Annotated in this window: 19 protein-coding genes and 1 pseudogene; 2 read left to right on the forward strand and 18 right to left on the reverse strand. The window is 61.6% G+C overall.

What is annotated here, in order from left to right:
* Positions 1-146: 146 nt before the first annotated feature.
* A pseudogene (locus J9889_RS03720) lies at positions 147-311 on the forward strand (transposase); the annotation flags it as partial.
* A 60-nt stretch (positions 312-371) separates the two neighbouring features.
* Here the strand turns inward: J9889_RS03720 and J9889_RS03725 are convergent.
* Positions 372-1001 carry a hypothetical protein gene (locus J9889_RS03725; RefSeq protein ID WP_210555983.1) on the reverse strand — a complete coding sequence of 210 codons (630 nt, stop codon included), beginning with the start codon at positions 999-1001 and terminating at the stop codon, positions 372-374.
* A gap of 381 nt (positions 1002-1382) precedes the next feature.
* Positions 1383-5276, reverse strand: coding sequence for a phosphoribosylformylglycinamidine synthase (gene purL, locus J9889_RS03730; protein ID WP_210555984.1), 3894 nt, complete (start codon positions 5274-5276; stop codon positions 1383-1385).
* 149 nt (positions 5277-5425) lie between these two features.
* On the opposite strand from purL, the gene mltF reads away from it, so the two are divergent.
* Entirely contained in the window at positions 5426-6919 is a 1494-nt protein-coding gene (mltF, locus tag J9889_RS03735) for a membrane-bound lytic murein transglycosylase MltF (protein ID WP_210555985.1), read from the forward strand.
* Positions 6920-7240: 321 nt separating this feature from the next.
* Here mltF and J9889_RS03740 read toward each other — a convergent pair whose 3' ends face one another.
* The 16 genes from J9889_RS03740 to iscA form a co-directional block, all read right to left on the reverse strand.
* Positions 7241-7471 (reverse strand): zinc ribbon domain-containing protein, encoded by a 231-nt coding sequence (locus J9889_RS03740; RefSeq protein ID WP_109112008.1) that lies wholly within the window; start codon positions 7469-7471, stop codon positions 7241-7243.
* Positions 7472-7594: 123 nt separating this feature from the next.
* Positions 7595-9091, reverse strand: coding sequence for a ribosome biogenesis GTPase Der (gene der / locus J9889_RS03745; RefSeq protein ID WP_010675045.1), 1497 nt, complete (start codon positions 9089-9091; stop codon positions 7595-7597).
* Between the two features lie 74 nt (positions 9092-9165).
* Positions 9166-10350 (reverse strand): outer membrane protein assembly factor BamB, encoded by a 1185-nt coding sequence (bamB, locus tag J9889_RS03750; protein ID WP_029314685.1) that lies wholly within the window; start codon positions 10348-10350, stop codon positions 9166-9168.
* Complete coding sequence (locus J9889_RS03755) at positions 10343-10993, reverse strand: tetratricopeptide repeat protein (protein WP_042863977.1); 651 nt, start codon at positions 10991-10993, stop codon at positions 10343-10345. Before J9889_RS03755 ends, bamB begins: the two co-directional genes overlap by 8 nt.
* A 3-nt stretch (positions 10994-10996) precedes the next feature.
* The gene (gene hisS, locus J9889_RS03760) at positions 10997-12274 is read right to left on the reverse strand and encodes a histidine--tRNA ligase (protein ID WP_210555986.1); all 1278 of its coding nucleotides are present in this window, start codon (positions 12272-12274) and stop codon (positions 10997-10999) included.
* A 138-nt stretch (positions 12275-12412) separates the two neighbouring features.
* The gene (ispG, locus tag J9889_RS03765) at positions 12413-13543 is read right to left on the reverse strand and encodes a flavodoxin-dependent (E)-4-hydroxy-3-methylbut-2-enyl-diphosphate synthase (protein WP_010675049.1); all 1131 of its coding nucleotides are present in this window, start codon (positions 13541-13543) and stop codon (positions 12413-12415) included.
* Between the two features lie 10 nt (positions 13544-13553).
* Positions 13554-14474 carry a RodZ domain-containing protein gene (locus tag J9889_RS03770; RefSeq protein ID WP_210555987.1) on the reverse strand — a complete coding sequence of 307 codons (921 nt, stop codon included), beginning with the start codon at positions 14472-14474 and terminating at the stop codon, positions 13554-13556.
* The gene (gene tapF / locus J9889_RS03775) at positions 14464-15255 is read right to left on the reverse strand and encodes a PilW family type IVa pilus biogenesis/stability lipoprotein TapF (protein ID WP_210555988.1); all 792 of its coding nucleotides are present in this window, start codon (positions 15253-15255) and stop codon (positions 14464-14466) included. The genes J9889_RS03770 and tapF overlap by 11 nt, the downstream gene beginning before the upstream one ends.
* 11 nt (positions 15256-15266) lie before the next feature.
* A complete protein-coding gene (locus J9889_RS03780; protein WP_041213014.1) occupies positions 15267-16370 on the reverse strand; it encodes a bifunctional tRNA (adenosine(37)-C2)-methyltransferase TrmG/ribosomal RNA large subunit methyltransferase RlmN in 1104 nt (367 codons plus the stop codon).
* A 167-nt stretch (positions 16371-16537) separates the two neighbouring features.
* Positions 16538-16966: a nucleoside-diphosphate kinase gene (gene ndk, locus J9889_RS03785; RefSeq protein ID WP_010675053.1), complete on the reverse strand. Its 429-nt coding sequence runs from the start codon at positions 16964-16966 to the stop codon at positions 16538-16540.
* Between the two features lie 277 nt (positions 16967-17243).
* Positions 17244-18527, reverse strand: coding sequence for an aminopeptidase PepB (pepB, locus tag J9889_RS03790; protein WP_010675054.1), 1284 nt, complete (start codon positions 18525-18527; stop codon positions 17244-17246).
* A complete protein-coding gene (gene pepB / locus J9889_RS03795) occupies positions 18524-19825 on the reverse strand; it encodes an aminopeptidase PepB (RefSeq protein ID WP_210555989.1) in 1302 nt (433 codons plus the stop codon). The genes pepB (J9889_RS03790) and pepB (J9889_RS03795) overlap by 4 nt, the downstream gene beginning before the upstream one ends.
* A 157-nt stretch (positions 19826-19982) precedes the next feature.
* Positions 19983-20321: an ISC system 2Fe-2S type ferredoxin gene (gene fdx, locus J9889_RS03800; RefSeq protein ID WP_005299781.1), complete on the reverse strand. Its 339-nt coding sequence runs from the start codon at positions 20319-20321 to the stop codon at positions 19983-19985.
* A 1-nt stretch (position 20322) separates the two neighbouring features.
* A complete protein-coding gene (gene hscA / locus J9889_RS03805; RefSeq protein ID WP_210555990.1) occupies positions 20323-22170 on the reverse strand; it encodes a Fe-S protein assembly chaperone HscA in 1848 nt (615 codons plus the stop codon).
* A gap of 28 nt (positions 22171-22198) precedes the next feature.
* Positions 22199-22717 carry a co-chaperone HscB gene (hscB, locus tag J9889_RS03810; protein ID WP_210555991.1) on the reverse strand — a complete coding sequence of 173 codons (519 nt, stop codon included), beginning with the start codon at positions 22715-22717 and terminating at the stop codon, positions 22199-22201.
* A gap of 190 nt (positions 22718-22907) precedes the next feature.
* Positions 22908-23231: an iron-sulfur cluster assembly protein IscA gene (gene iscA / locus J9889_RS03815; protein ID WP_010675058.1), complete on the reverse strand. Its 324-nt coding sequence runs from the start codon at positions 23229-23231 to the stop codon at positions 22908-22910.
* Positions 23232-23244 lie beyond the last annotated feature (13 nt).

Here is a 23244-nt window from a genome sequence, read left to right on the forward strand (position 1 = left end):
TACGATTGATCTCAGAGCGAGTTTCTTCGACAAGGGTAAGGTGTTCAATCAACGTCATAGCGCGTGCCTCCTGCATGGAGACGCGATTAGATCACAGACGATCTGCCTGTTCAAATTTCATTAACAAAGTGCGATCCCGCCCTGGGGCCAAGGTGGAGCACCCATTTCGCATCATCAAGCGACAGTTCGGCTTCGTGAAAGCCAGATACAAGGGGTTGCTGAAAAACGATAACCAACTGGCGATGTTATTCACGCTGGCCAACCTGTTTCGGGCGGACCAAATGATACGTCAGTGGGAGAGATCTCACTAAAAACTGGGAATAACGCCTTAAATGGCGAAGAAACGGTCTAAATAGGCTGATTCAAGGCATTTACGGGAGAAAAGATCGGCTCAAACTGAAAAAATGAAATGACTGAGTCAGCCGAGAAGAATTTCCCCGCTTATTCGCACCTTCCTTAGCAAAACTTTTCTGTTCGTCGCTAATCGTGGCAAAATATGCATCGTGAACAACCTTGCAATCGTCGATCGCCAGGCATTCTGCCTCGGTAAGTGGCAGCTCAAATCTATCATCTGAGCCGAGCCCCCTGAATGAGCTGATAAATTGCTTTGTATATTGAGCGTAGTCTTTTCCCTCAACAAAGTTCTTGCCATCATGAGTAATCAACTTAGACAACGTGATGAAATAGGGGCGTGGCTTTCCTGGTTTGAAAACTGAAAATTCTCTCCGCTTGAATTTCCCCATGCTGACGTCGAGATAACCCGGCCCTATCATATGCCCATCTTGGCAAGACCCAGACCATGCAGTGTATTTGTGTTCAATCGGGGGGATGCTCGTCTCTATGGAATAGACATATATAATAGCTTCAAACTCACATCCATTGACCTCGATACTTTTTTGCTTTGAGCTGAAATACGGATCACCCGATAGCCCGGAACAGGCTACTAGTGAGCACATACATAAAGCAAGAAGTGCGATTGGCATTATTTTCATTGCGCGCATATTAAGGTCCTGTGCTCGGGTTAATGGACATATCTGCCAGCGTTCTCCTTAACAGCACATTGAAAAACAGTCTATTAAGGATCGTCAAAGATACTGTGCTCGTGATGAAGAGTAGCGCGTCGCAGCTCATTGTTCATCCCTATAAATGCACAAAACCTTAAGTGGCGATTCCATTTAAAGCTCCTTCCAAGGTCCTGTTATGTATCGATTTTCCCTGTGTAATTCGGAAGGGATACTTTACCAAGTAATTGGAGTCCCTTATTCCTGTCAGTGCTCTATGGGCCACAGTTCTTCGACGCTTTCAGCATCGACAACTCACTCGCCCATAAAAAAACCGGCCACGGGGGCCGGTTCTGATTCGGAGCTCAAGTACGCGCGGGATTAACCCAGGCGAACCCGAGCATTGCGGAACATGCGCATCCAGGCGCCATCCTCGCCCCAGTTGTCCGGGTGCCAGGAGTTGGCCACGGTGCGGAACACCCGCTCCGGGTGCGGCATCATGATGGTGGCGCGGCCGTCCGCACTGGTCACCGCGGTGATACCGTCAGGGGAGCCGTTGGGGTTGGCCGGGTATTGCACGGTGACGTTGCCGCGGTTGTCCACGAAACGCAGCCCCACCAGACCGCTCTGTTGCAGCGCGGCAAGGTGAGCGGCGTCGCGCACCTCCACCCGCCCTTCCCCGTGGGAGACGGCAATCGGCATCACGGAGCCCGCCATGCCGGCGAAGAAGGCGGAGGGGGACTCCTGCACTTCCACCAGGCTGAAGCGCGCCTCGAAACGCTCGGAGCGGTTGCGCACGAAACGCGGCCACAGATCGGCCCCCGGGATGAGGTCACGCAGGTTGGACATCATCTGGCAACCGTTGCACACGCCCAGCGACAAGGTATCACCACGCTCGAAGAAGCGCTGGAACTGCTCGCGGGCATTGTCGTTGAACAGGATGGACTTGGCCCAGCCTTCCCCCGCCCCCAGCACGTCGCCGTAGGAGAAGCCGCCACAGGCCACCAGGGTCTGGAAATCTTCCAGCTTGATGCGCCCCTCGAGGATGTCGCTCATGTGCACGTCGACAGCGGTGAAGCCGGCGCGGTCAAAGGCGGCCGCCATCTCCACGTGGGAGTTGACCCCCTGCTCGCGCAGCACCGCCAGACGGGGAGAAACCCCGCGAGCGATATAGGGCGCGGCCACGTCGTCGGACGGGTTGTAGGTGAGCCTGGCCTGCAAACCCGGATCGGTGGCGTCCTGGCGGGCGGCATGCTCCTGATCGGCGCACTCCGGGTTGTCACGCAGGCGCTGCATCTGCCAGCTGGTCTCGCCCCAGATGGTGCGAAGGGCGGTGCGGCTGGCGCGATACACCTCGCTGCCGGCACGCTGGAACAGGATGAGGTCGTCTTCGCGCACCGTGCCCAGCACATGGGAGCAGGCTGCCAGACCGTGACCGGCCAGCAGGGTCAGCACCGCTTCCTTGTCTTCGCGACGAACCTGGATGACGGCCCCCAGCTCCTCGTTGAACAGGGCCGGCAGCAGGTCGCCACCCACGCGATCGAGCTGGATATCGAGGCCGCAGTGACCGGCAAACGCCATCTCGGTCAGGGTGACGAAGAGGCCGCCGTCGGAGCGGTCGTGGTAGGCAATCAGCTTGCGATCCGCCACCAGCGCCTGGATGGCGTTGAAGAAGCCCTTGAGCTGGACCGGGTTGTCCAGATCCGGGGCACTTTGCCCAAGCTGGCGGTAAACCTGGGCCAGGGCCGAGGCGCCGAGGCGCTGCTTGCCGTTGCCAAGGTCGATGAGGATAAGGTCGGTCTCACCGAGATCGGTGCGCAGTTGCGGGGTCACGGTATTGCGTACGTCCTCGACCCGGGCAAAGGCGGAGATGAGCAGGGAGAGCGGCGAGGTGACGCTGCGCTCCTCGCCGTCCTGCTGCCAGCGGGTCTTCATGGACATGGAGTCCTTGCCCACCGGGATGGTGATGCCAAGGGCCGGGCAGAGCTCCTCGCCCACCGCCTTCACCGCCTCGTAGAGACCCGCATCTTCCCCCGGGTGACCGGCGGCGGACATCCAGTTGGCGGAGAGCTTGACCCGCTTGAGGGAGCCGATATTGGCCGGTGCCAGGTTGGTCAAGGCCTCGGCCACCGCCATGCGGGCGGAGGCGGCATGAGAGAGCAGCGCCACCGGGGTGCGCTCGCCCATGGACATGGCTTCACCGTGGTAGCTGTCGTAGGTCGCGGCGGTGACGGCGCAGTCAGCCACCGGGATCTGCCAGGGGCCGACCATCTGGTCGCGGTTGACGAGGCCCGTTACGGTGCGATCGCCGATGGTGATGAGGAAGGACTTCTCCGCCACGGTCGGCAGGCGCAGCACGCGCTCTGCGGCGTCGCCGAGGGTGATGCCGTCCAGTTGCAGCGCCTTGCCCTGGGCAGGCAGGCTCTGCACGTCGCGGTGCATCTTGGGCGCCTTGCCAAGCAGCACGTCCAGCGGCAGATCGATGGGCTGGTTGTCAAAGTGATCATCAGAGAGAGTGAGATGCTTCTCTTCGGTGGCGGTGCCGATGACGGCATAGGGGGCGCGTTCGCGCTCGCACAAGGCCTTGAACAGAGGCAGCTTGTCCTGGGCCACGGCCAGCACATAGCGCTCCTGGGATTCGTTGCACCAGACTTCCAGCGGGCTCATGCCCGGCTCGTCGTTCGGAATGGCACGCAGGTCGAAGCGACCACCGCGATCCCCGTCGCTCACCAGCTCCGGCATGGCGTTGGAGAGACCACCGGCGCCCACATCGTGGATGAAGACAATCGGGTTGTCGTCCCCCAGTTGCCAGCAGCGGTCGATCACTTCCTGGCAACGACGCTCCATCTCGGGGTTGTCACGCTGCACGGAGGCGAAGTCGAGATCTTCGGCAGACTGACCGGAAGCCATGGAGGAGGCTGCGCCGCCACCCAGGCCGATGTTCATGGCCGGACCACCCAGCACGATGAGGGCCGCCCCCACCGGGATCTCCCCTTTCTGGACGTGCTCGCTGCGGATGTTGCCGATACCGCCCGCCAGCATGATGGGCTTGTGGTAGCCGCGCACCTCGACGCCGTTGTGGCTCGGCACCTGCTCTTCGAAGGTACGGAAGTAACCCAGGATGGCAGGGCGACCGAATTCGTTGTTGAAGGCGGCGCCGCCAAGAGGCCCTTCCTGCATGATGTCAAAGGCGCTGACGATGCGGCTCGGCTTGCCGAAGTCCTGCTCCCAGGGCTGCTCGAAACCGGGGATGCGCAGGTTGGAGACGGAGAAGCCCACCAGGCCCGCCTTGGGCTTGGCGCCACGGCCTGTCGCACCCTCGTCGCGGATTTCGCCGCCGGAGCCGGTGGCGGCACCCGGGAAGGGAGAGATGGCGGTCGGGTGGTTGTGGGTCTCCACCTTCATCAGGATATCGACGCGCTCCTGGTGATACTGGTACTCACCGTTGGCGGGGCTCGGGAAGAAGCGGCCACCCTGGCTGCCTTCCATCACCGCGGCGTTGTCTTTGTAGGCAGACAGGACATGATCCGGCGTCTGCTCGAAGGTGTTCTTGATCATCTTGAACAGCGACTTGGGCTGCTGCTCGCCGTCGATGGTCCAGTCAGCGTTGAAGATCTTGTGACGGCAGTGCTCGGAGTTCGCCTGGGCAAACATGTAGAGCTCGATGTCGTTGGGATTGCGACCCAGCCGGGTGAAGTTGGTCACCAGGTAATCTATTTCGTCATCGGCCAGGGCCAGACCCAGGGTCACGTTGGCCTCTGCCAGGGCGGCGCGACCACCACCCAGCACATCTACCTGGGTAAAGGGGCGCGGCTCGTGGTGAGCAAACAGGGCGGCGGCCTCGTTCATCTCGGCAAAGACCACTTCCATCATGCGATCGTGCAGCAGGGCCGCGATCTCGCTACGCTGGGCCACGCTCAGCTCACCCTTGGCCTGCACGTAATAGGCAATGCCGCGCTCCAGCCGCTTGACCTGTTTCAGGCCGCAGTTATGGGCGATGTCGGTTGCTTTGGAAGACCAGGGGGAGATAGTGCCGGGGCGGGGGGTAACGAGGAACAGCTGACCGCTGGGGGTGTGTTCCGGGATGGTCGGGCCGTAGCGCAGAAGCTGGCCCAAGGTCGCTCGCTCGGGGGGCGACAGCGGGCTCGTCAGCTCGGCAAAATGCACGTATTCCGCATAGACGCTTGCTATCTCTACTCCTCTCTGTGCGCAGCTCTGCAGCAGCTTGTGGACACGAAACTCAGACAGTGCTGGGGCACCACGCAAGATTTCCATATACCTTTCTCACCAAGTTTTAGAGTGTGGGGGGATTTGAGACGCGCGTATTATAGGGATCAGGCCCATCCTGAACAAACGTTTTTCTCATCTCGCGCGGTGTGACTCCCTTCATACTCTCTGGTATAAAGGTGCCTCTTTTTTGACAAATGCCGATTTTTTCAACAAGGGTACTCACCTACTTGCGCTGCATTTTTCGACTGTTCATCGGGATGATGTTGACGCTGGCCCTGGCCGGTTGCGACTTCTACCACCCCTCCAGCCAACTGGAGCAGATCCGCCAGCGAGGCGAGATCCGGGTTGGCACCCTCTATGGCCCCACTTCCTATTACCAGCGTGACGACACCGCACTGGGGTTCGACTACGAGCTGGCGCAGCTTTACGCCGACTGGCTGGGGGTCAAGCTGACCATAGTACCGGCCTACAGCACCGCCGAGCTGGTCGAGCAACTGCAAAAGGGCAAGCTGGATCTCGCCGCCGCCGCCATCGTCGTGACCACGGAGCGGCGCAAGCTGTTCCGCTTCGGCCCCGGCTTCTACCAGGTCTCCCCCAAGCTGGTCTATCGCAACGGCTCCCCCAGGCCCAAGAACCTCGGTGACATCAAGGGCAGCATAGTGGTGCCGGCGGGCTCCACCGGCGAGGACCTGATGAAGGAGCTGGCCAAGCAGTACCCCAACCTGAAGTGGAGCACCAATCGGGATGCGGACGTGGAAGAGCTGCTCAAGCAGGTGGCCGACGGCAAGGTGGACTACACGGTGGTGCAGGACACCATACTGGCCCGTACCCAGCGCTACTACCCCGAACTCACCGAGGGCTTGACCCTCGCCAGCAAGCAGACCGTGGCCTGGGCCATGACCAAGCTGCCCGACGACAGCCTCTACGCCAGCATCATCGACTTCTTCGGTCAGCGCTTCATGGATGGCGCCATCGCCAAGCTCGACGAGAAGTACTTCGGCCACGTGCAGAACTTCGACTTCGTCGACACCCGTACCTTCCTGCAACGGGCCAAGAGCCTGCTGCCCAAGTACCAGGCGCTGTTCCAGACCCACGCCAAGGATATCGACTGGCGGCTGCTGGCCGCCATCAGCTATCAGGAATCCCACTGGGATCCCCAGGCACGCTCCTACACCGGGGTGCGCGGCATGATGATGCTCACCGGCCCGACCGCCAAGGCGATGGGGGTAAACGATCGCACCCACCCGGAAGAGAGCATCAAAGGGGGCGCCCGCTACCTGCAGGAGATGATGGCGAAGGTGCCCGACTCGGTCCCGGCGGACGAGAAAGTGTGGTTTGCCCTCACCGCCTACAACATCGGCTACGGCCACATGATGGATGCCCGCCGCCTGACCAAGGAGCTGGGCAAGAACCCGGACGCCTGGAGCGACGTGAAAGAGGTGCTGCCCCTGTTGCAGCAGTCACGCTGGCATCGCAAGGTGCGCTATGGCTATGCCCGTGGCGGCGAGGCGCGCAACTATGTCAACAACGTGCGCCAGTACTACCAGAGCCTGCTCTGGCTCGACAACGAACAGCAGAAGGCCCATCGTCGCGAGGAGCTGGACGAGGACGACAGCAGCGAGCCGGACGTGCCGGCACAGCGTCCGGCCATCATCGCCGAAGTGGTCAAACAGATCATCACCCCCTAGCCTCGCCGGGGGTGTGTTTTCCTGCCCTGTTCTCTGTTACCATCCTTGGGTATACGAGGGGCGCTGGAGCGAACTTATTGCAATGTATTCATTGCGTTGCAGTTCCTGCCAAGGGCCCTTCGGCCCCACGCAAGACCAGGGAGGAGAACAGGATGCGAGCACGCAGAAGAGCCATGTTGGCCCGAAAAACCAAATGTGCCTGGAGCCCGAGACGCAAGCTCAAGCTAGCCGACATGAAACGCAAGATCTGGCACAGAAACCGCTCCTTCACGCTGCTGATAGCGGAGCACACAGTATAAACCCGGCATCAGCCGGGTTTTTTTATGCCTTGTCAGGCTGCGCTTCAAACAGAACGGTGCGCTTGGAGACCAGGGTGTTGCAGTGGTTGCAAAAATAATCCACCGCGCCGCAAGCCCGAAGCCGCTCCAGCTCCTGCCCGCAGGCAGGACACAGGGTCCGGATGCGATAACGGGCCTGACATTGGCCACACGTCGTCTCTCGGCTGCGGCTGTCCAGTTCGCCCTGACAGGCAGGGCAGGTCAGCGTGTTCATTCTCTTCTCGACTCCTCTTTACGTCACTGTGCACCGGCGTCACTCGCAGCCCCTCTCCCGGTTTGTCTGCCCTGAGGAGGGCCACCAAGAAAAACGGCTGCCGGGAAGGGCAGCCGCAGGGCTTTATTTCTTCGCTTTGGCCTTGAGCAGGCGCTTGCGCTGGCGTTCCTGGCTCAGGGTCAGGGTGTTCTTCTTGCCCTCGAACGGGTTGACCGACTCCTGGAACTCCACCCGGATCGGGGTCCCCATGATCTTCAACGACTTGCGGAAGTAGTTGATGAGGTAGCGCTTGTAGGAGTCAGGCAGGTCGTTCAACTGGTTGCCGTGGATCACGATGCGCGGCGGGTTGTAGCCACCGGCGTGGGCATACTTCAGCTTGACCCGGCGACCGTTCACCATGGGCGGCTGGTGATCTTCCTGGGCCATCTGCATGATGCGGGTCAGCATGGCGGTGCTGGTGCGGCGAGTCGCGGACTCGTAAGCCTCGTTGATGGATTCGAACAGGTGACCGACGCCACTGCCGTGCAGGGCGGAGATGAAGTGCACCCGGGCGAAGTCGATGAAGCCCAGACGTCTGTCCAGCTCGTTCTTGACGTCCTCTTTCACCTTCTGATCCAGGCCGTCCCACTTGTTGACCACCAGTACCACGGAGCGGCCGCTGTTGAGCACGAAGCCGAGGATGCTCAAGTCCTGATCCGTGATGGTCTCCCGGGCGTCAATGACCAGCAGGCAGACGTTGGCATCTTCAATCGCCTTGAGCGTCTTGATGACGGAGAACTTCTCCACCGTCTCGTGCACCTTGCCACGGCGACGCACGCCGGCGGTGTCGATGACCACGTATTTCTGATCGTCGCGCTCCATGGGGATGTAGACGGAGTCGCGGGTGGTACCCGGCATGTCGTAGACGATGACCCGATCTTCACCCAGCATGCGGTTGGTCAGGGTGGATTTGCCAACGTTGGGGCGACCGACGATAGCAAATTTGATGGGCAGGTCGGCGAACGGCGTCTCCTTGGTGTCTTCCCGGGTGTCGAGCTCACCGGCGGCCACCATGCGCAGCAGGGCCTCTTCGTCGAACTCCTCCAGCTCCTCTTCCTCTTGTGCCTCGGTGGCAGAGCCGACCAGGGTCTCGAGGTGAGGGGCCAGGGCCAGCTCCAGCAGGCTCAGTACGCCACGGCCGTGGGCGGCCGCCATCTGGTAGACCTCGCCCAGGGCCAGACCGTAGAACTCGGACACCGCGGAGTCACCGTCGATGCCGTCGGTCTTGTTGGCCACCAGAAACACCTTCTTGTGGGTCTTGCGCAGGTGCTCGGCGATGGCCTGATCCGCCGCGGTGAGACCGGCACGGGCATCCACCATGAAGAGCACCACATCGGCCTCTTCGATGGCCAGCAGGGACTGCTCGGCCATCTTCAGCTCGATCCCCTCCTCGGTGCCATCGATACCGCCGGTATCGACCACGATAAATTCCAGCTCGCCCAGCTTCGCCTGGCCATATTTGCGGTCCCGGGTCAGGCCGGGGAAGTCGGCAACCAGGGCATCCCGGGTACGGGTCAGGCGGTTAAACAGGGTGGATTTCCCCACGTTGGGGCGGCCCACCAGGGCAACTACAGGAGTCATAAAAGCCTCATTCTCAAGACGACAAAGGCTCCGGGTCCGAAGACCAGGAGCCGGATATTCACATTATCGGACGATCAAGGACGCTTGAGGGCGTACAACTTGCCGTCACGGCTCTGCACATACAGGGTGTCACCCTCCACCAGCGGAGCGGCATAGAGACCACTGCTGTCGAGCTGCTGCATGGCCTTGATGGTCCCGTCGGTACGGTCCAGCCAATACAGGTAACCTTCCACATCGCCGACCACCACATAGTCACCCAGGATGACGGGGGCGGTCACGGTGCGGTTTTCCAGCTGGGTGTTGGACCACAGCTCGAGACCGTTGCGACGATCGACCGCAAACAGATGGCTGCGGCTGTCGGTCAGCACGATGGCATTGCCGGTCACCGCCATGTCGCGATAACCGGAATACTTGCGCTTCCACACTTCGTCGCCGCTCATCAGCTTGCGCGCCATCAACTGGCCGTTGTAGGCGATGGCGTAGAGCTCATCACCGGCAATCAGCGGGCTGGCATCGACGTCCACCATCCGATCCAGTTCGGTGGCGCCGCGCGGGTCAGCCACCTTGGATTGACGCACAGGCTGGCCGTTGCTCAGCAGGGCGATGCCCACCTTGCCATCGGCGCGGCCATAGATGACGGCACCGTTGGTGATGATGGGGGCGCCGGCACTGCGCAGGGTCAGGGGCGGCTGCTCTTCGGACAGGGTCCACTGCAGCTTGCCCTCATCGGTATCGAGCGCCACCAGGCGACCGGAGGTGGTCAGCACCACCACGCGGCCATCCTCGACGGCGGGGCTCGCCACCACTTCCCCAGGTACCGTGGTCTGCCACAGCACTTCGCCGTTGGCCTCGTTCAGGGCGTAGACCACCCCGTTTTCGGACCCGAGGAACAGCTTGCCGTAGCGAGAGACCAGACCACCGGAGAGACGGGCACTGCGCTTGTCGGCGTTGATGGGCAGATCTGCCAGATCCACGCTCCACAGCTCCTTGCCGCTCTCGCGCTCGAAGGCGGTCACATCGCCATCGCGGGCCGCTGCATAGATGCGGTCCTCTTCCACCACCGGCTTGAGCTGGGAGTAGAAGTCGCCGATGCCATCCCCGACCGAGGAGGACCATGCGGTATCGGCAGTGAACGCGGACTCGACCTTGGGCAGGGGTGCCATGGGGTTGAGATCTTCTTCCGAACTGAACAGGGAGCAGCCCTGCAAGGCGAAGGAGACAGCCACCCCCAGCGCCATTCGCTTGTACAGATTACGCATCCGGAGCCTCGCCCGCAGTGACGGCTGGCAGCGCCAGATCATCCATCTTCAGCTTGAGTTCGGCGCTGCTCTGCAGGCCGCCGGCATCCGCCGCTGCCTGATAGGCATCGCGCGCTTCTTCGGCCTTGCCCTGCTTTTGCAGGATATCGCCGCGCACTTCCGCCACCTGGGCCTTGAAGGCGTCGTTGTTGATCTTGCCAAGCTGGGCCAGGGCCTCGTCAGCCTTGCCCTGATCGCTCAGGACCCGTGCCAGACGCAGGGCGGCGATGGGCTTGATGCTGTCATCGCCACTGGCGGCCACCAGGGTCAGCTGCTCGGCAGCCAGATCCAGCTTGCCCGCCTTGACGGCGGCCGCGGCCAGTTGCAGGGCAGCCAGCTCGGCATAGGCGTCACCCTTGTGAGCGGTAATGAAGCTCTTTGCCTGCTCCAGGGCGGCGTCGTCCCCCTTGGCGAGCTGGGCGGTCATCTCGTTGTAAGCCTGGGAGGCGGCTTCCTGGTTGTTCTGCTGCATCTCGTTGTAGTAGCGCCAGCCAAAGAGGCCGACCAGACCGATCACGGTCCCGGCGATCACCGAGGTGCCGTTCTCTTTCCACCAGTTCTTGATGACCTCAACCTGTTGTTCTTCAGTGGTATACACTTCCACAGCTTACTCTCCTTTCGCTGCCAGCAGGGCGATGGCGGCATCGACCGAGACGGTCTGTTGCTCGGCCTGGCCACGCAGATATTTGATGGTGATCTCCCCGCTTTGCACCTCGGTCTCCCCAAGGATCAGGGCAATGGCCGCGCCGCTCTTGTCGGCACGCTTGAGTTGTTTCTTGAAGTTGCCGCCGCCGCAGTGGCTCATGAGGCGCAAGTCCGGCAGGGCATCGCGCAGGCGCTCTGCCAGGGCAAAACCAGCCTGCTCGGTCCCCTCACCCACCATGCAGAGATAGACATCCACCGCCGGGCGGATGTCAGCATTGAGTTCGAGGGTTTCAAGCATCAGCACCAGACGCTCCATGCCCATGGCGAAACCCACCGCCGGGGTCGGCTGGCCACCGAGCTGCTCCACCAGGCCGTCGTAGCGACCACCGGCACAGACAGTGCCCTGGGCCCCCAGGCTGTTGGTCACCCACTCGAACACGGTCAGGTTGTAGTAGTCGAGGCCGCGCACCAGACGCTCGTTCACCTCGAACTGGATGCCGGCCACCGTGAGCAGGCGCTTGAGCCCTTCAAAGTGAGCCAGGCTCTCTTCGCCCAGGTGGTCGAACAGACGGGGGGCACCTGCCAGGATGGCCTGCACTTTCTCGTCCTTGGAGTCGAGCACCCGCAGGGGGTTGCTGTACATGCGGCGCTGGCTCTCTTCGTCCAGCTCGCTCTTGTACTGTTCCAGATAGGCGACCAGGGCATCGCGATAGGCAGCACGTTCGCTGCTCTGGCCGAGGGTGTTGAGCTGCAAGGTGACGTGATCGCTGATGCCGAACAGACGCCACAGGCGGTGAGTCAGCATGATGAGCTCGGCATCGATGTCCGGCCCGTTGATGCCGAACAGCTCGACCCCGAACTGGTGGAACTGGCGATAGCGACCTTTCTGGGGACGCTCGTGACGGAACATGGGGCCCATGTACCACATCCGGCGTTCCTGGTTGTAAAGCAGACCGTGCTCGATGCCGGCACGCACGCAACTGGCGGTCCCCTCCGGACGCAGGCTCAGGCTGTCGCCGTTGCGGTCTTCAAAGGTGTACATCTCTTTTTCGACCACATCGGTCACTTCACCGATGGCACGCTTGAACAGATGGGTCTGCTCGACGATGGGCATGCGCACTTCGCTGTAGCCATAGCTGGCAACGACCTGGCGCAGGATCTGTTCTACTTTCTGCCATACCGGGCTCTGCTCCGGCAGGCAATCATTCATACCGCGAATAGCTTGGATCTGTTTTGCCACGTTGATACTCGAGAAAAAGAGGTAAAATTTGGCCGCATTATAGGGATTTTCGACCCCGAGGTAAAATCGGGTGCCCGGATGCGGGATGTAAAATCAACAACCTAAAGCCGGGGCCACCCCAGGTGGCCCCGTCATCGTTCAACCTTTGTCCACCTGGATCTGGTTGGCCGGATCCAGCATGGCAGCCCGGGCACGGATGCGACGCTCCAGGGTCGGGATCAAATCCTTGTTGTCGAGCCGGTCGACCCGCTGGCCCCCCTCGTAGAAGGCACTCTTGTTGGCGGCGCCCGCAAGGCCGAGATCGGAGACCAACGCCTCCCCCGGACCGTTCACCACACAGCCGATGATGGAGACATCCATCGGGGTGATGATGTCTTCGAGCCGCTCTTCCAGGGCGTTGACCGTGCCGATGACGTCGAACTCCTGACGGGAGCAGGAGGGACAGGCGATGAAGTTGATGCCGCGGGAACGGATGCGCAGGGATTTGAGGATGTCGAAGCCCACCTTCACCTCTTCCACCGGATCGGCGGCCAGGGAGATGCGCAGGGTGTCGCCAATCCCTTCGCTCAGCAACATGCCAAGGCCGATGGCGGACTTGACCGCGCCGGCGCGAAAACCGCCCGCTTCCGTGATGCCCAGATGCAGAGGCTGATCAATCTGCTTGGCCAGCAGGCGATAGGCACCGACCGCCAGGAAGACATCGGACGCCTTGACGCTCACCTTGAAGTTCTGGAAGTCGAGGCGATCCAGGTAATCCACGTGGCGCATGGCGGACTCCAGCAGCGCCTCCGGGGTCGGCTCGCCGTATTTCTCCTGGAGATCACGCTCAAGGGAACCGCCGTTGACGCCGATCCGGATGGGGATGTTGTAGTGACGGGCGCAATCCACCACCGCACGCACCCGCTCTTCGTTGCCGATGTTGCCCGGGTTGATGCGCAGGCAGTCGGCCCCGTACTCAGCCACTTTGAGGGCGATGCGGTAGTCGAAGTGGATGTCGGCCACGATGGGGATGCGGGTCTGCTGCTTGATGAGCTTGAACGCTTCCGCCGCCTCCATGGTGGGGACGGAGACCCGGACGATGTCGGCGCCGACCCGCTCGATCCGCTGGATCTGCTCGACGGTAGCGGCCACGTCCGTGGTCTTGGTGTTGGTCATGGTCTGTACCGTGATGGGGGCATCGCCCCCAACCGGCACGTTGCCGACCATGATCTGTCTGGATTTGCGACGAACGATGGGTGATTCGTGTGCGGGCTTTTCGTGAACAGACATGGCGGACTGATTACTCCTGCGGCAGTGAGAAGCGGGCAGTCCGGCCGTTGTTGTAACGGCTCATGTCGAAGGACTTGCCCTGATATTCGAGATTGACCGCCATGGGCGCGCCAATGATGAATCTGAGTGGCTCGGGTCCTTCCAGTACCAGTTCGTCGTTCGCCTTCTTCAGACCGCTGAACAGGGTCTTGCCGTTGGCATCCTTGACGTCCAGCCAGCAATCGGCGGTGAAGCTCATCTTGAGCTGGGGCGCCTTGGCGGGCTCGGTGGTCGTGCTCTCGGCAGTCGAGACCGCACCGGAAACGTCCGTCGGGACGGCTGCGCTGGCATCCGTAGCGACCACAGGCAGGGTCGCGGTGGCACCGCTCACCACAACCTGGGTGGACACGGCATCGGACGCTGCGGGCAGCACGGGCTCGGTGACCTCCACGGCGGGGGCAACATTCGCTTCCGGCGTATTGACGGTCGCGCTCATCTCGGTCGCCGCCAGGGCGTCGTCACCGGCAGAGCGGCGCGCCGTGCTCTGCCACCACCAGGCGACGGAGAGCCCGATCAGCACCAGAATCACCAGCCAGGTCACTACCTTGAGCCGGCTGTCATTGGCCTGCTGGCGGGAGCGACGGGAGAAGCTCTGCATGTCGATGTTGTCGGGGGGAGTCAGTCCCAGCTTTTCGTAGGCGGCGAGGATGGTCTCCTCGGGGATGCCCACGAGCTTGGCATAGGCCCGCAGATAGCCACGAATGAAGGTATGGGACGTGTGCTTGTCATAGGTATCCGCTTCGATGGCGGCGATCAGGGTCAGACGAAGGTGAATGCGGGACGCAACCTGTTCCCGGGTCCAGCCGAGCTGTTCACGGGCGTTGCGCAGCAGCTGGCCTGGGCCCGCTGCCTGGGAGTCGTCTTGGAAATCGTGTGGCTGTTCAGTAGTCATTGGCTAAGTAACGCTTGGCTTGTTGCGAAGTGGGATATTGCCTTACCAGCTCAGTCCCGAATTGGTGAAGTAATGCCGGTTTGTCCATGGCCTGGGCCAGCCGCAGCCGGAGCCAGAGGCTCTCCTCGTTCTCCTCTGCCACATCGGCAAAGCGCGCGAGGTAAGACTGGACATCAGGAAGCTTGCCATCTTTCATGGAAAGCTCGGCCATGTCCAGCAATAACCTAGGATTGCGGGGATTATACCCCAAGGCCAGACGATAATACTCGCTGGCCTTGTCATTTCTGTGATTTTGCATCGAGCAGAGCGCCGCATTCTCGTAGGTATCGGCGATCTTCACGTAATCGGGCTGGCTGACGGCCTGCAAGAACGCCTTTTCCGCTTCGTCGAAGCGGCCACGGTTGCAGAGGAAGGCGCCATAGTTGTTCATCGCGTCAGCATTGGACGGATCCATGGCCAGCGCTTTCTTGTAGCTCGCCTCGGCGGCCTTGAAATCCGACACCTGCTGGTAGAAATAGGCAAAACCGATGTAGACCTGAGGATTGTTGGGATCGTACTGAAGGGCTCGGTCGAGATTGAATTTGGCCTGCTCGGCATTGCCCTGGCGCAGATACTGGATACCCAGATCGAGACGAGTCTGGGCGGCGGCCTTGAGGTCGGGGCCCACTTCACGCTGGGTCGAATTCTGGCCAGCGTAAGTGGTCTCTGTGACACAGCCTGACAGCGCACAGAGCGCTGCCACTACGATCAATGTACGGATATCCATTTCCTGTCTATACAATGGCTTAGGAGTTAAACCATTTTGACGGAAATCCCATCCTGTTGCATCCGATTTTTCATGGTGCGCTTGGTGCGGTCGATCACCTCTCCCACCAGCTGCCCACAGGCGGCGTCGATGTCGTCACCACGGGTCTTGCGCACGATGACGGTCAGGCCGTATTCCATCAACACCTTGGAGAAACGGTCGATACGGCTGTTGCTCGGCTTGCCAAACGGGTTGCCCGGGAAGGGGTTGAACGGGATCAGGTTGATCTTGCAAGGAGTTTCCTTGAGAACCTTGGCCAGCTCATGGGCATGCTGCATGTCGTCGTTGATGTGATCGAGCAGCACATACTCCACGGTCACCCGGCCGCCGTTGGCGTTGGACTTGGCCAGATAGCGGCGTACCCCGGCAAGGAAGGACTCGATGTTGTACTTGTCGTTGATCGGCATGATCTCGGAACGCAACTGGTCGTTCGGCGCATGCAGAGAGATGGCCAGGGCCACGTCGATCTGGTCGCCCAGCATGTCCAGCGCCGGCACCACACCGGAGGTGGAGAGAGTGACGCGGCGCTTGGAGATGCTGAAGCCGAAGTCATCCATCATCAGCTTCATGGCAGGTACCACGTTGGCGAGGTTGAGCAGCGGCTCACCCATGCCCATCATCACCACGTTGGTGATGGGGCGCTTGCCACCCACCACTTTGGCGGCACGCCATACCTGACCGATGATTTCGGAGACTTTCAGGTTGCGGTTGAACCCTTGCTGGGCGGTGGAGCAGAAGGTGCACGCCAGGGCGCAGCCCACCTGGGAGGAGACGCACAGGGTCGCGCGGTCCGCTTCCGGAATGTAGACGGTCTCCACCTCCTGATCGCCCACCTGCAGCGCCCATTTGATGGTGCCATCGGCGGAGCGCTGTTCACGGCTGATCTCGGGGGCACGGATCTCGGCAATGGCCTTGAGCCGCTCGCGCAGCGCCTTGTTGACGTTGCTCATCTGATCGAAATCATCACAACCGAAGTGATAGATCCACTTCATTATCTGGTCTGCCCGGAACGGCTTCTCGCCCAACTCGACGAAGAAGGCACGCATGGCATCCCGGTCGAGATCCAGCAGGTTGGTTTTTGTTTCGCTCATCAGGGGCCTCAGCTCACACACTTCATAAATTATCGGCTGACCTACGTCAGGGGGCGGCATTGTACAAATAATGGGTCTAGCTTTCCACCTGGAGAATAAGTGGATATTGGTAGGATGACCAAAAAACAAAAGGGAGCCGAAGCTCCCTTGGTCACCAGCAGACAACATCAGCCGCGCGGGCAGATCTCGTCGTCGGAGAAGAAGTAGGCGATTTCACGGGCGGCAGAGGCCGGGGCATCGGAGCCGTGGACGGCGTTGCGATCGATGCTCTCGGCGTAGCAGGCGCGCAGGGTGCCGGCCAGGGCCTCTTTCGGGTTGGTGGCGCCCATGATTTCACGGTGACGACGGATGGCGTCTTCACCTTCCAGCACCTGTACCATGACGGGGCCAGAGGTCATGAAGCCGACCAGACCATCATAAAACGGCTTGCCCTGGTGCTCGGCGTAGAAACCGGCGGCCTGTTCGCTGGTCAGGTGCAGCATCTTGGCAGCAACCACTTTCAGTCCGGCGCTTTCGAAGCGGCTGTAGATGGCACCAATCAGGTTCTTGCTGACCGCATCCGGCTTGACGATGGAGAAGGTACGTTCGATAGCCATTGAGTTCTTTCCTTAACTACAGAGTTTTATTGTAGGAATCCATGTTCGGCGGCGATTATACGTAAACAAAAAACGAAATAACACACAAAAAATCAACTTTTTGTTAAACAAAAGAATCCTTGAAACAACATGGTGACTCATCTTGTGCCAGGGAAGAGAGATAAAATGTGCGCTTGCGCACGATCGGCATGCTAATGCCTCAAAACCGTATCAATTGCTCAGCAAAGCAGCACTGGAAAGGGCACCCTGAGGTGCCCTTGTGATGCCGTTCACTGACTCAGCGCGCCTCCGCCATCAGGGTATGGGCGATGGTGCGCATCCCCAGGGTATTGGCCCCGGGCGCCCACAGACTGTCGCCGTTCTCGCTGAAGCAGGCGGCGAGATCGACATGCAGCCAGCCTCTTCCCTCATCAGGAACAAAGCGGGAGAGGAAGCCTGCCGCATTGGAGGCCCCCCCCGGTCCGCCGCCCGGCACGGGGCGGCTGTTGGCGGTGTCGGCATAGTGGGACGGGCACTGCTGGCGATGCCAGGGCTCCAGCGGGAGCGGCCATGCTGGCTCTTGCTCTGCATCCGAATAGGCCATGGCGCGGCTCACCAGCCCCTTGTCCAGTCCAAACAGGGCGTTGTAACGCCCCCCCAGCGCCATCACGGCCGCCCCGGTGAGGGTGGCGGCGTCGATGATGAGCGGCGCACCAGACTCGCCGGCCAGTTGCAAGCCGTCGGCCAGGATCAGACGCCCTTCGGCGTCGGTATTGACCACCTCCACCGTGGTGCCGTTCTTGTAGGTGAGGATGTCACCCAGCTTGTAGGCATGCCCGGATACCAGGTTCTCGGCGCAGCAGAGGATGAGCTTCACCCGCTTGTCGAGGCCACGCAGAATGGCCAGCGCCAGAGCGCCGGTGACGATGGCGGCACCGCCCATGTCGTGTTTCATGGTCAGCATGCCCTGGGAGGTCTTCATGGAGTAGCCGCCGGAATCGAAGGTGATGCCCTTGCCCACCAGGGCGGCCGCTACCGGCGCCTTGGGATCCTTGCCCGGATTGAAATCCAGCTCCAGCATCACGGGCTCGCGGTCACTGCCACGACCCACCTGATAGAGACCGACCCAGCCCGCCTGTTGCAGCGCCTCTCCCTTGAGGATGCGATGGCTGATCCGGTCCGGTGCCAGCTCGGTGAGGAAGGCGGCGGCTTCGACCGCCAGCTCCAGCGGCCCCAACTGCTCCGGGGTGGCGTTGGTCATCTCCCGCACCCAGCGCCCGCACAGCCAGCGCGCCTCCAGCTCCTCCCTGTCCTCCTCGGACGAAGTGGCCCACTGCAACCCCACTTCCGCCTTGGGCGTCTGCAGCCCCTGGGCAAAGGCCCACTGCTGCTCCCGCTCCCAGTGGCCAGCCAGGACCACCTGCTGGATCCCCTGGCTGCACAGGCGCCGCGCCGCCTGCTGGATATCCAGCAAGGGAGTGGCGCTCACCAGATGGATCACCATGCCGTCGGCACGGTGGGAGAGCAGTGCCCCCTCCCCCCACTCGGCCGGTGCAAACTCTCGGCTCAACCAGACGTTCATGCGCACACCTCCTGCAACCAGCGGGCAATCGTGCGAAGACCATGGCCCTTGGCCCCGGTCGCCCAGAGATCATTGCCCGACTTCTGATAGGAAGCGGCCAGGTCCAGGTGCACCCAGCCCTTGCCTTCGTCACGGACGAAGCGCGATAGGAACGCCGCTGCCGTGGTGGCGCCGGCAGTGCCTTCGGCGGATGCCACATTGCCCAGCTCGGCAAAGGCCGAGGTGAGCTGGCCTGCATGCCAGGGTTCGAGCGGCAGCGGCCAGGCCTTCTCGTTTTCGGCGTTGGCGGCAGCCAGCGCGCGCACCTGCTCCGCCTCATCGAGAGCAAACACGGCGTTGTAGTCGCGGCCCAGCGCGGTCTTGGCGGCGCCGGTCAGGGTGGCAGCGTCGAGGATGTAGGCAGCCCCGCTTTCGCTGGCGGCCAGCAGGCCGTCTGCCAGCACCAGGCGACCTTCCGCGTCGGTATTCTGGATCTCGACCGAGATGGCGTTGCGATAAGTGAGGATGTCGCCGAGCTTGAAGGCGTGGCCGGAGACCAGGTTCTCGGCGCAGCAGAGGATGAGCTTGACCCGCTTGTTCAGGCCACGGCTGATGGCCAGCGCCAGGGCGCCGGTCACCATGGCGGCGCCGCCCATATCGGACTTCATCGGCAGCATGTTGTCGGAGGACTTCATGGAGTAGCCGCCGGAATCAAAAGTGATCCCCTTGCCCACCAGCGCCGCGACCACGGGGGCGTTGGCATCCCCGGTCGGGTTGTAGTCGAGCTCCAGCAGCACCGGCTCGCGCTCGCTGCCACGGCCCACCGACCAGATCCCGATATAACCCGATTCACGCAAGGCTTCGCCAGCGGTGATGCGGGCGGTCACCTTGTCACCGCCGAGGCTGCGAATGAGCAGCAGAGCGGACTCCGCCAGGCTCATGGGGTAGATGGCTTCCGGGCAGCCGTTGGTCACCTCTCGCACCCAGTGGGTCGCTTTTAGCAAGGCGGCGAGTTCGGCCGCTTCCTGCTCGCTCTGTTCACCAAAATCGAGCTCGCGAACCCCCTTGGCGGCATAGAAGCCCTGGGCAAAGGCGTAACGACGCTCCCCATTCCACCCCTCGCCCACCAGCTTGATGCGCTTGATGCCGCTCGACTCGAGGCGTCTGGCACCGCGCTGGATGGCGCGCAGCGCCTCCTTCTCCTGGCCAGCGGCCAGATGGAGATGGGCCTCGTCCCCGTTGAAACTGAGCAGGGCACCCTCGCCCCACTGGGCGGCGGCAGCCTGGGACGACAACCTTACGTTCATCATGTCAGCCATGTTCTCTTGCTTCCTTTTTATTGGCACTTTCATCAACGAATAGGGAAATCACGGGCACAAAAAAGGCCGCTCCCTCAAGGGTCACGGCCTTCACCATATCATTACTGCACCATGAGATGCTGCACGCGCAATTCACTCATGTGTAATTAAGGGGTCATCAGTGGCGCTCGGACGCCAGATTCAGGGTGTACTTGGGCAGTTCCACCACCAGATCCTCGTCCGCCAGTCTGGCCTGGCAGCTGAGACGGGATTCCGGCTCCAGCCCCCACGCCTTGTCAAGCATGTCGTCTTCCAGCTCGTCGCTCGGCTCGAGGGAGTCGAACCCTTCCCGCACCACGCAGTGGCAGGTAGTACACGCACAGGACTTCTCGCAAGCGTGCTCGATCTCGATGCCATTGCGCAGCGCGATATCCAGAATGGTTTCACCGGTCGCACCTTCGAGGGCTGCGCCGTCCGGACAGAGCTCGGGATGGGGCAGAATAATCAGTTTTGGCATATCACACCTTGTTGACGTTTTGTCCGGTCAGCACCTTGCGGATGGAGGCATCCATCCGGCGGGCTGCAAATTCGCCACTGGCAGCATCCGCCGCCTCGATGGCCTCTTTGATCTGGTTGGTGGTGCCCGTGCTGCGCATGGTCAGCAGATGGGCGATGGCGGCATCCAGCTCGGCCCGCTCGGCGGGGCTCAATAAAGCCTCGCCATCGGCGGCCAGGGCGGCGTTGAGGCTCTCGACCACCCGGTCGGCCTCGACCTGCTGCTCCGCCAGCATACGGGCGTCCATGTCCTGCTGGGCATTGGCGATGGAAGCGCTCAGCATGTTGAGGATGTCATCTTCCCCCAGCCCGTAGGAGGGCTTGACCTGGATCTCGGCCTGCACGCCGGAGGATTTCTCCATGGCGCTGACCGACAGCAGACCGTCCGCATCCACCTGGAAGGTGACGCGAATGTGGGCGGCGCCGGCCGCCATGGGCGGAATGCCGGTCAGGGTGAAGCGGGCCAGGGAGCGGCAATCCGCCACCAACTCGCGCTCCCCCTGCACCACGTGGATGGCCATTGCGGTCTGGCCATCCTTGAAGGTGGTGAACTCCTGGGCGCGGGCCACCGGAATGGTGGTATTGCGCGGGATCACCTTCTCGGCGAGGCCGCCCATGGTCTCTAACCCTAAGGAAAGCGGGATGACGTCCAGCAGCAGCATCTCGGCGTCGGGCTTGTTGCCCACCAGGATGTCGGCCTGGATGGCGGCACCGATGGCCACCACCTTGTCAGGGTCGATGCTGGTCAAGGGGGTGCGGCCGAAGAACTCGCCCACCCGCTCGCGCACCAGCGGCACCCGGGTCGAGCCACCGACCATCACCACTTCCAGCACCTCTTCCTGCTCGAGACCCGCATCGCGCAGGGTGCGCCGACAGGCCTGCAGGGTGCGCTTGACCAGGGGCTGGATCAGCTCGTCAAACTGGCTGCGGGTGACGGTACCCTGCCAGCCGGCAAAGGTGCAGGTAACGGCATCGGCATCGGTGAGGCCGTGCTTGATGCTGGCCGCCGCATCCAGCAACTCGCGCTGGGTACGGGCATCGAGCTGACCGGACAACCCGGCTTGCTCTTTGAGCCAGTCCGCCAGCAGATGGTCAAAATCGTCACCACCGAGTGCCGAGTCGCCACCGGTGGCCATCACCTCAAACACCCCGCGATGCAGACGCAGGATGGAGATATCGAAGGTTCCGCCACCCAGGTCATAGACGGCGATCACCCCTTCCTGGCCGGAGTCGAGGCCATAGGCGATGGCCGCCGCGGTGGGCTCGTTCAGCAGGCGCAGTACGTGCAGACCGGCCAGTCTGGCCGCGTCCTTGGTACCCTGACGCTGGGCATCGTCAAAATAGGCGGGCACCGTGATGACCACGCCGTCGAGGTCTCCCCCGAGGGACGCGGCACCGCGCTCGGCCAGTTTTTTCAGGATCTCGGCAGAGACCTGCACCGGATTGACCAGCCCCTGGCGGGTCTGCAATTGCGGCATGCCGTTGTCGGCCGCCACGAATTGATAGGGTTGCTGGCGGGTATCGATGTCGGCCAGCGCCTTGCCCATCATCCGCTTGACCGAGACGATGGTGTTGTGGGGATCGAGGGCCGCCTCACGCTTGGCATCGAAGCCAACCCGGATGGTATCGGCCTGGTAATGGACCACGGAAGGCAGCAGATCACGCCCCTGCTCGTCACAGAGGGTGTCGGCCTGGCCGCTGCGCACGGCGGCGACCAGGGAGTTGGTGGTGCCAAGATCGATGCCGACGGCACGTTTATGCTGGTGAGGCGCGGCGCTCTGGCCTGGCTCGGCAATTTGCAGTAATGCCATGGGTAATCACAATTCCTGCGTTAGAGGGTCAAGACTCGAACAGCGAGTCTTCGAATCGTTCCAGCTCCTCGAGGAGCTTGTCGACAAATTTGAGCTTGCGAACGCAATCCGCCGCCTGCAGATCCTCACCCCTGGTGAGAGAGTCGGCCAGCCGTTGCATCAACGCCTGGTGATCATGCCTGATCTCCTGGCGAAAATCCTTGATGGCCCCCTCAGGGTCGGCGTCGCCCTTGAGATCAGCCAGCCGCTCTCGCCACTCCAGCTGTTGCATCAGAAAGGCAGGATCTTGCAGTGTCTGCTGCTCGCCGCGAATATCGGTGCCCCGCAAGGAGAGCAGGTACTCGGCTCGGCGCAAGGGGGTCTTGAGGGTGGTAAACGCATCGTTGATCTGGGCAGCACGCTGCACGGCAGCCAGCTGCTCCCGCTCGGGGGCAGTCGCAAAACGATCGGGATGGAACTGGGTCTGCAACTGACGATAGGTGTCAGCCAGTTGGCGAGTATCGAGCTCGAAGCCCTCAGCCAGCCCGAACAGCTCGAAATGATTCATCCTTCATCCTCAGACAATAGCGCTGGGAGTGCAACCACACTCGTCTTGAACTTGAAAGCAGTGGCATGGACTGGCGTCCACACCACTGTGTTGATGAGCAAGGTGTTGATCACAAGAGACTCGCCGCAACAGGGCTCACCCTTGTGGCTGCGAGGCGTTGCAAACATGGGCGATCGGTCAATCGAACCACTTACACGCTGAAGCTTTCGCCACAACCACATTCGCCCTTGGCATTCGGGTTGTTGAACTGGAAGCCCTCGTTGAGGCCTTCCTTCACGAAGTCCAGCTCGGTGCCATCCAGGTGGATCAGGCTCTTGGCATCCACGATGATCTTGACGCCTTTCTGCTCGAACACCTGATCCTCGGCAGCCAGCTCATCCACGAACTCGAGCACATAGGCAAGGCCAGAACAGCCGGTCGTCTTGACGCCGAGGCGCAGGCCGATGCCCTTGCCCCGGTTGATCATGAAGGAGGAAACCCGCGCCGCTGCGGCATCTGTCATGGTTATGGCCATACTGCTCTCCGGA

The sequence above is a fragment of the Aeromonas sp. PrichA-15 genome (assembly GCF_017939245.1).
Lineage (GTDB): Bacteria > Pseudomonadota > Gammaproteobacteria > Enterobacterales > Aeromonadaceae > Aeromonas > Aeromonas caviae.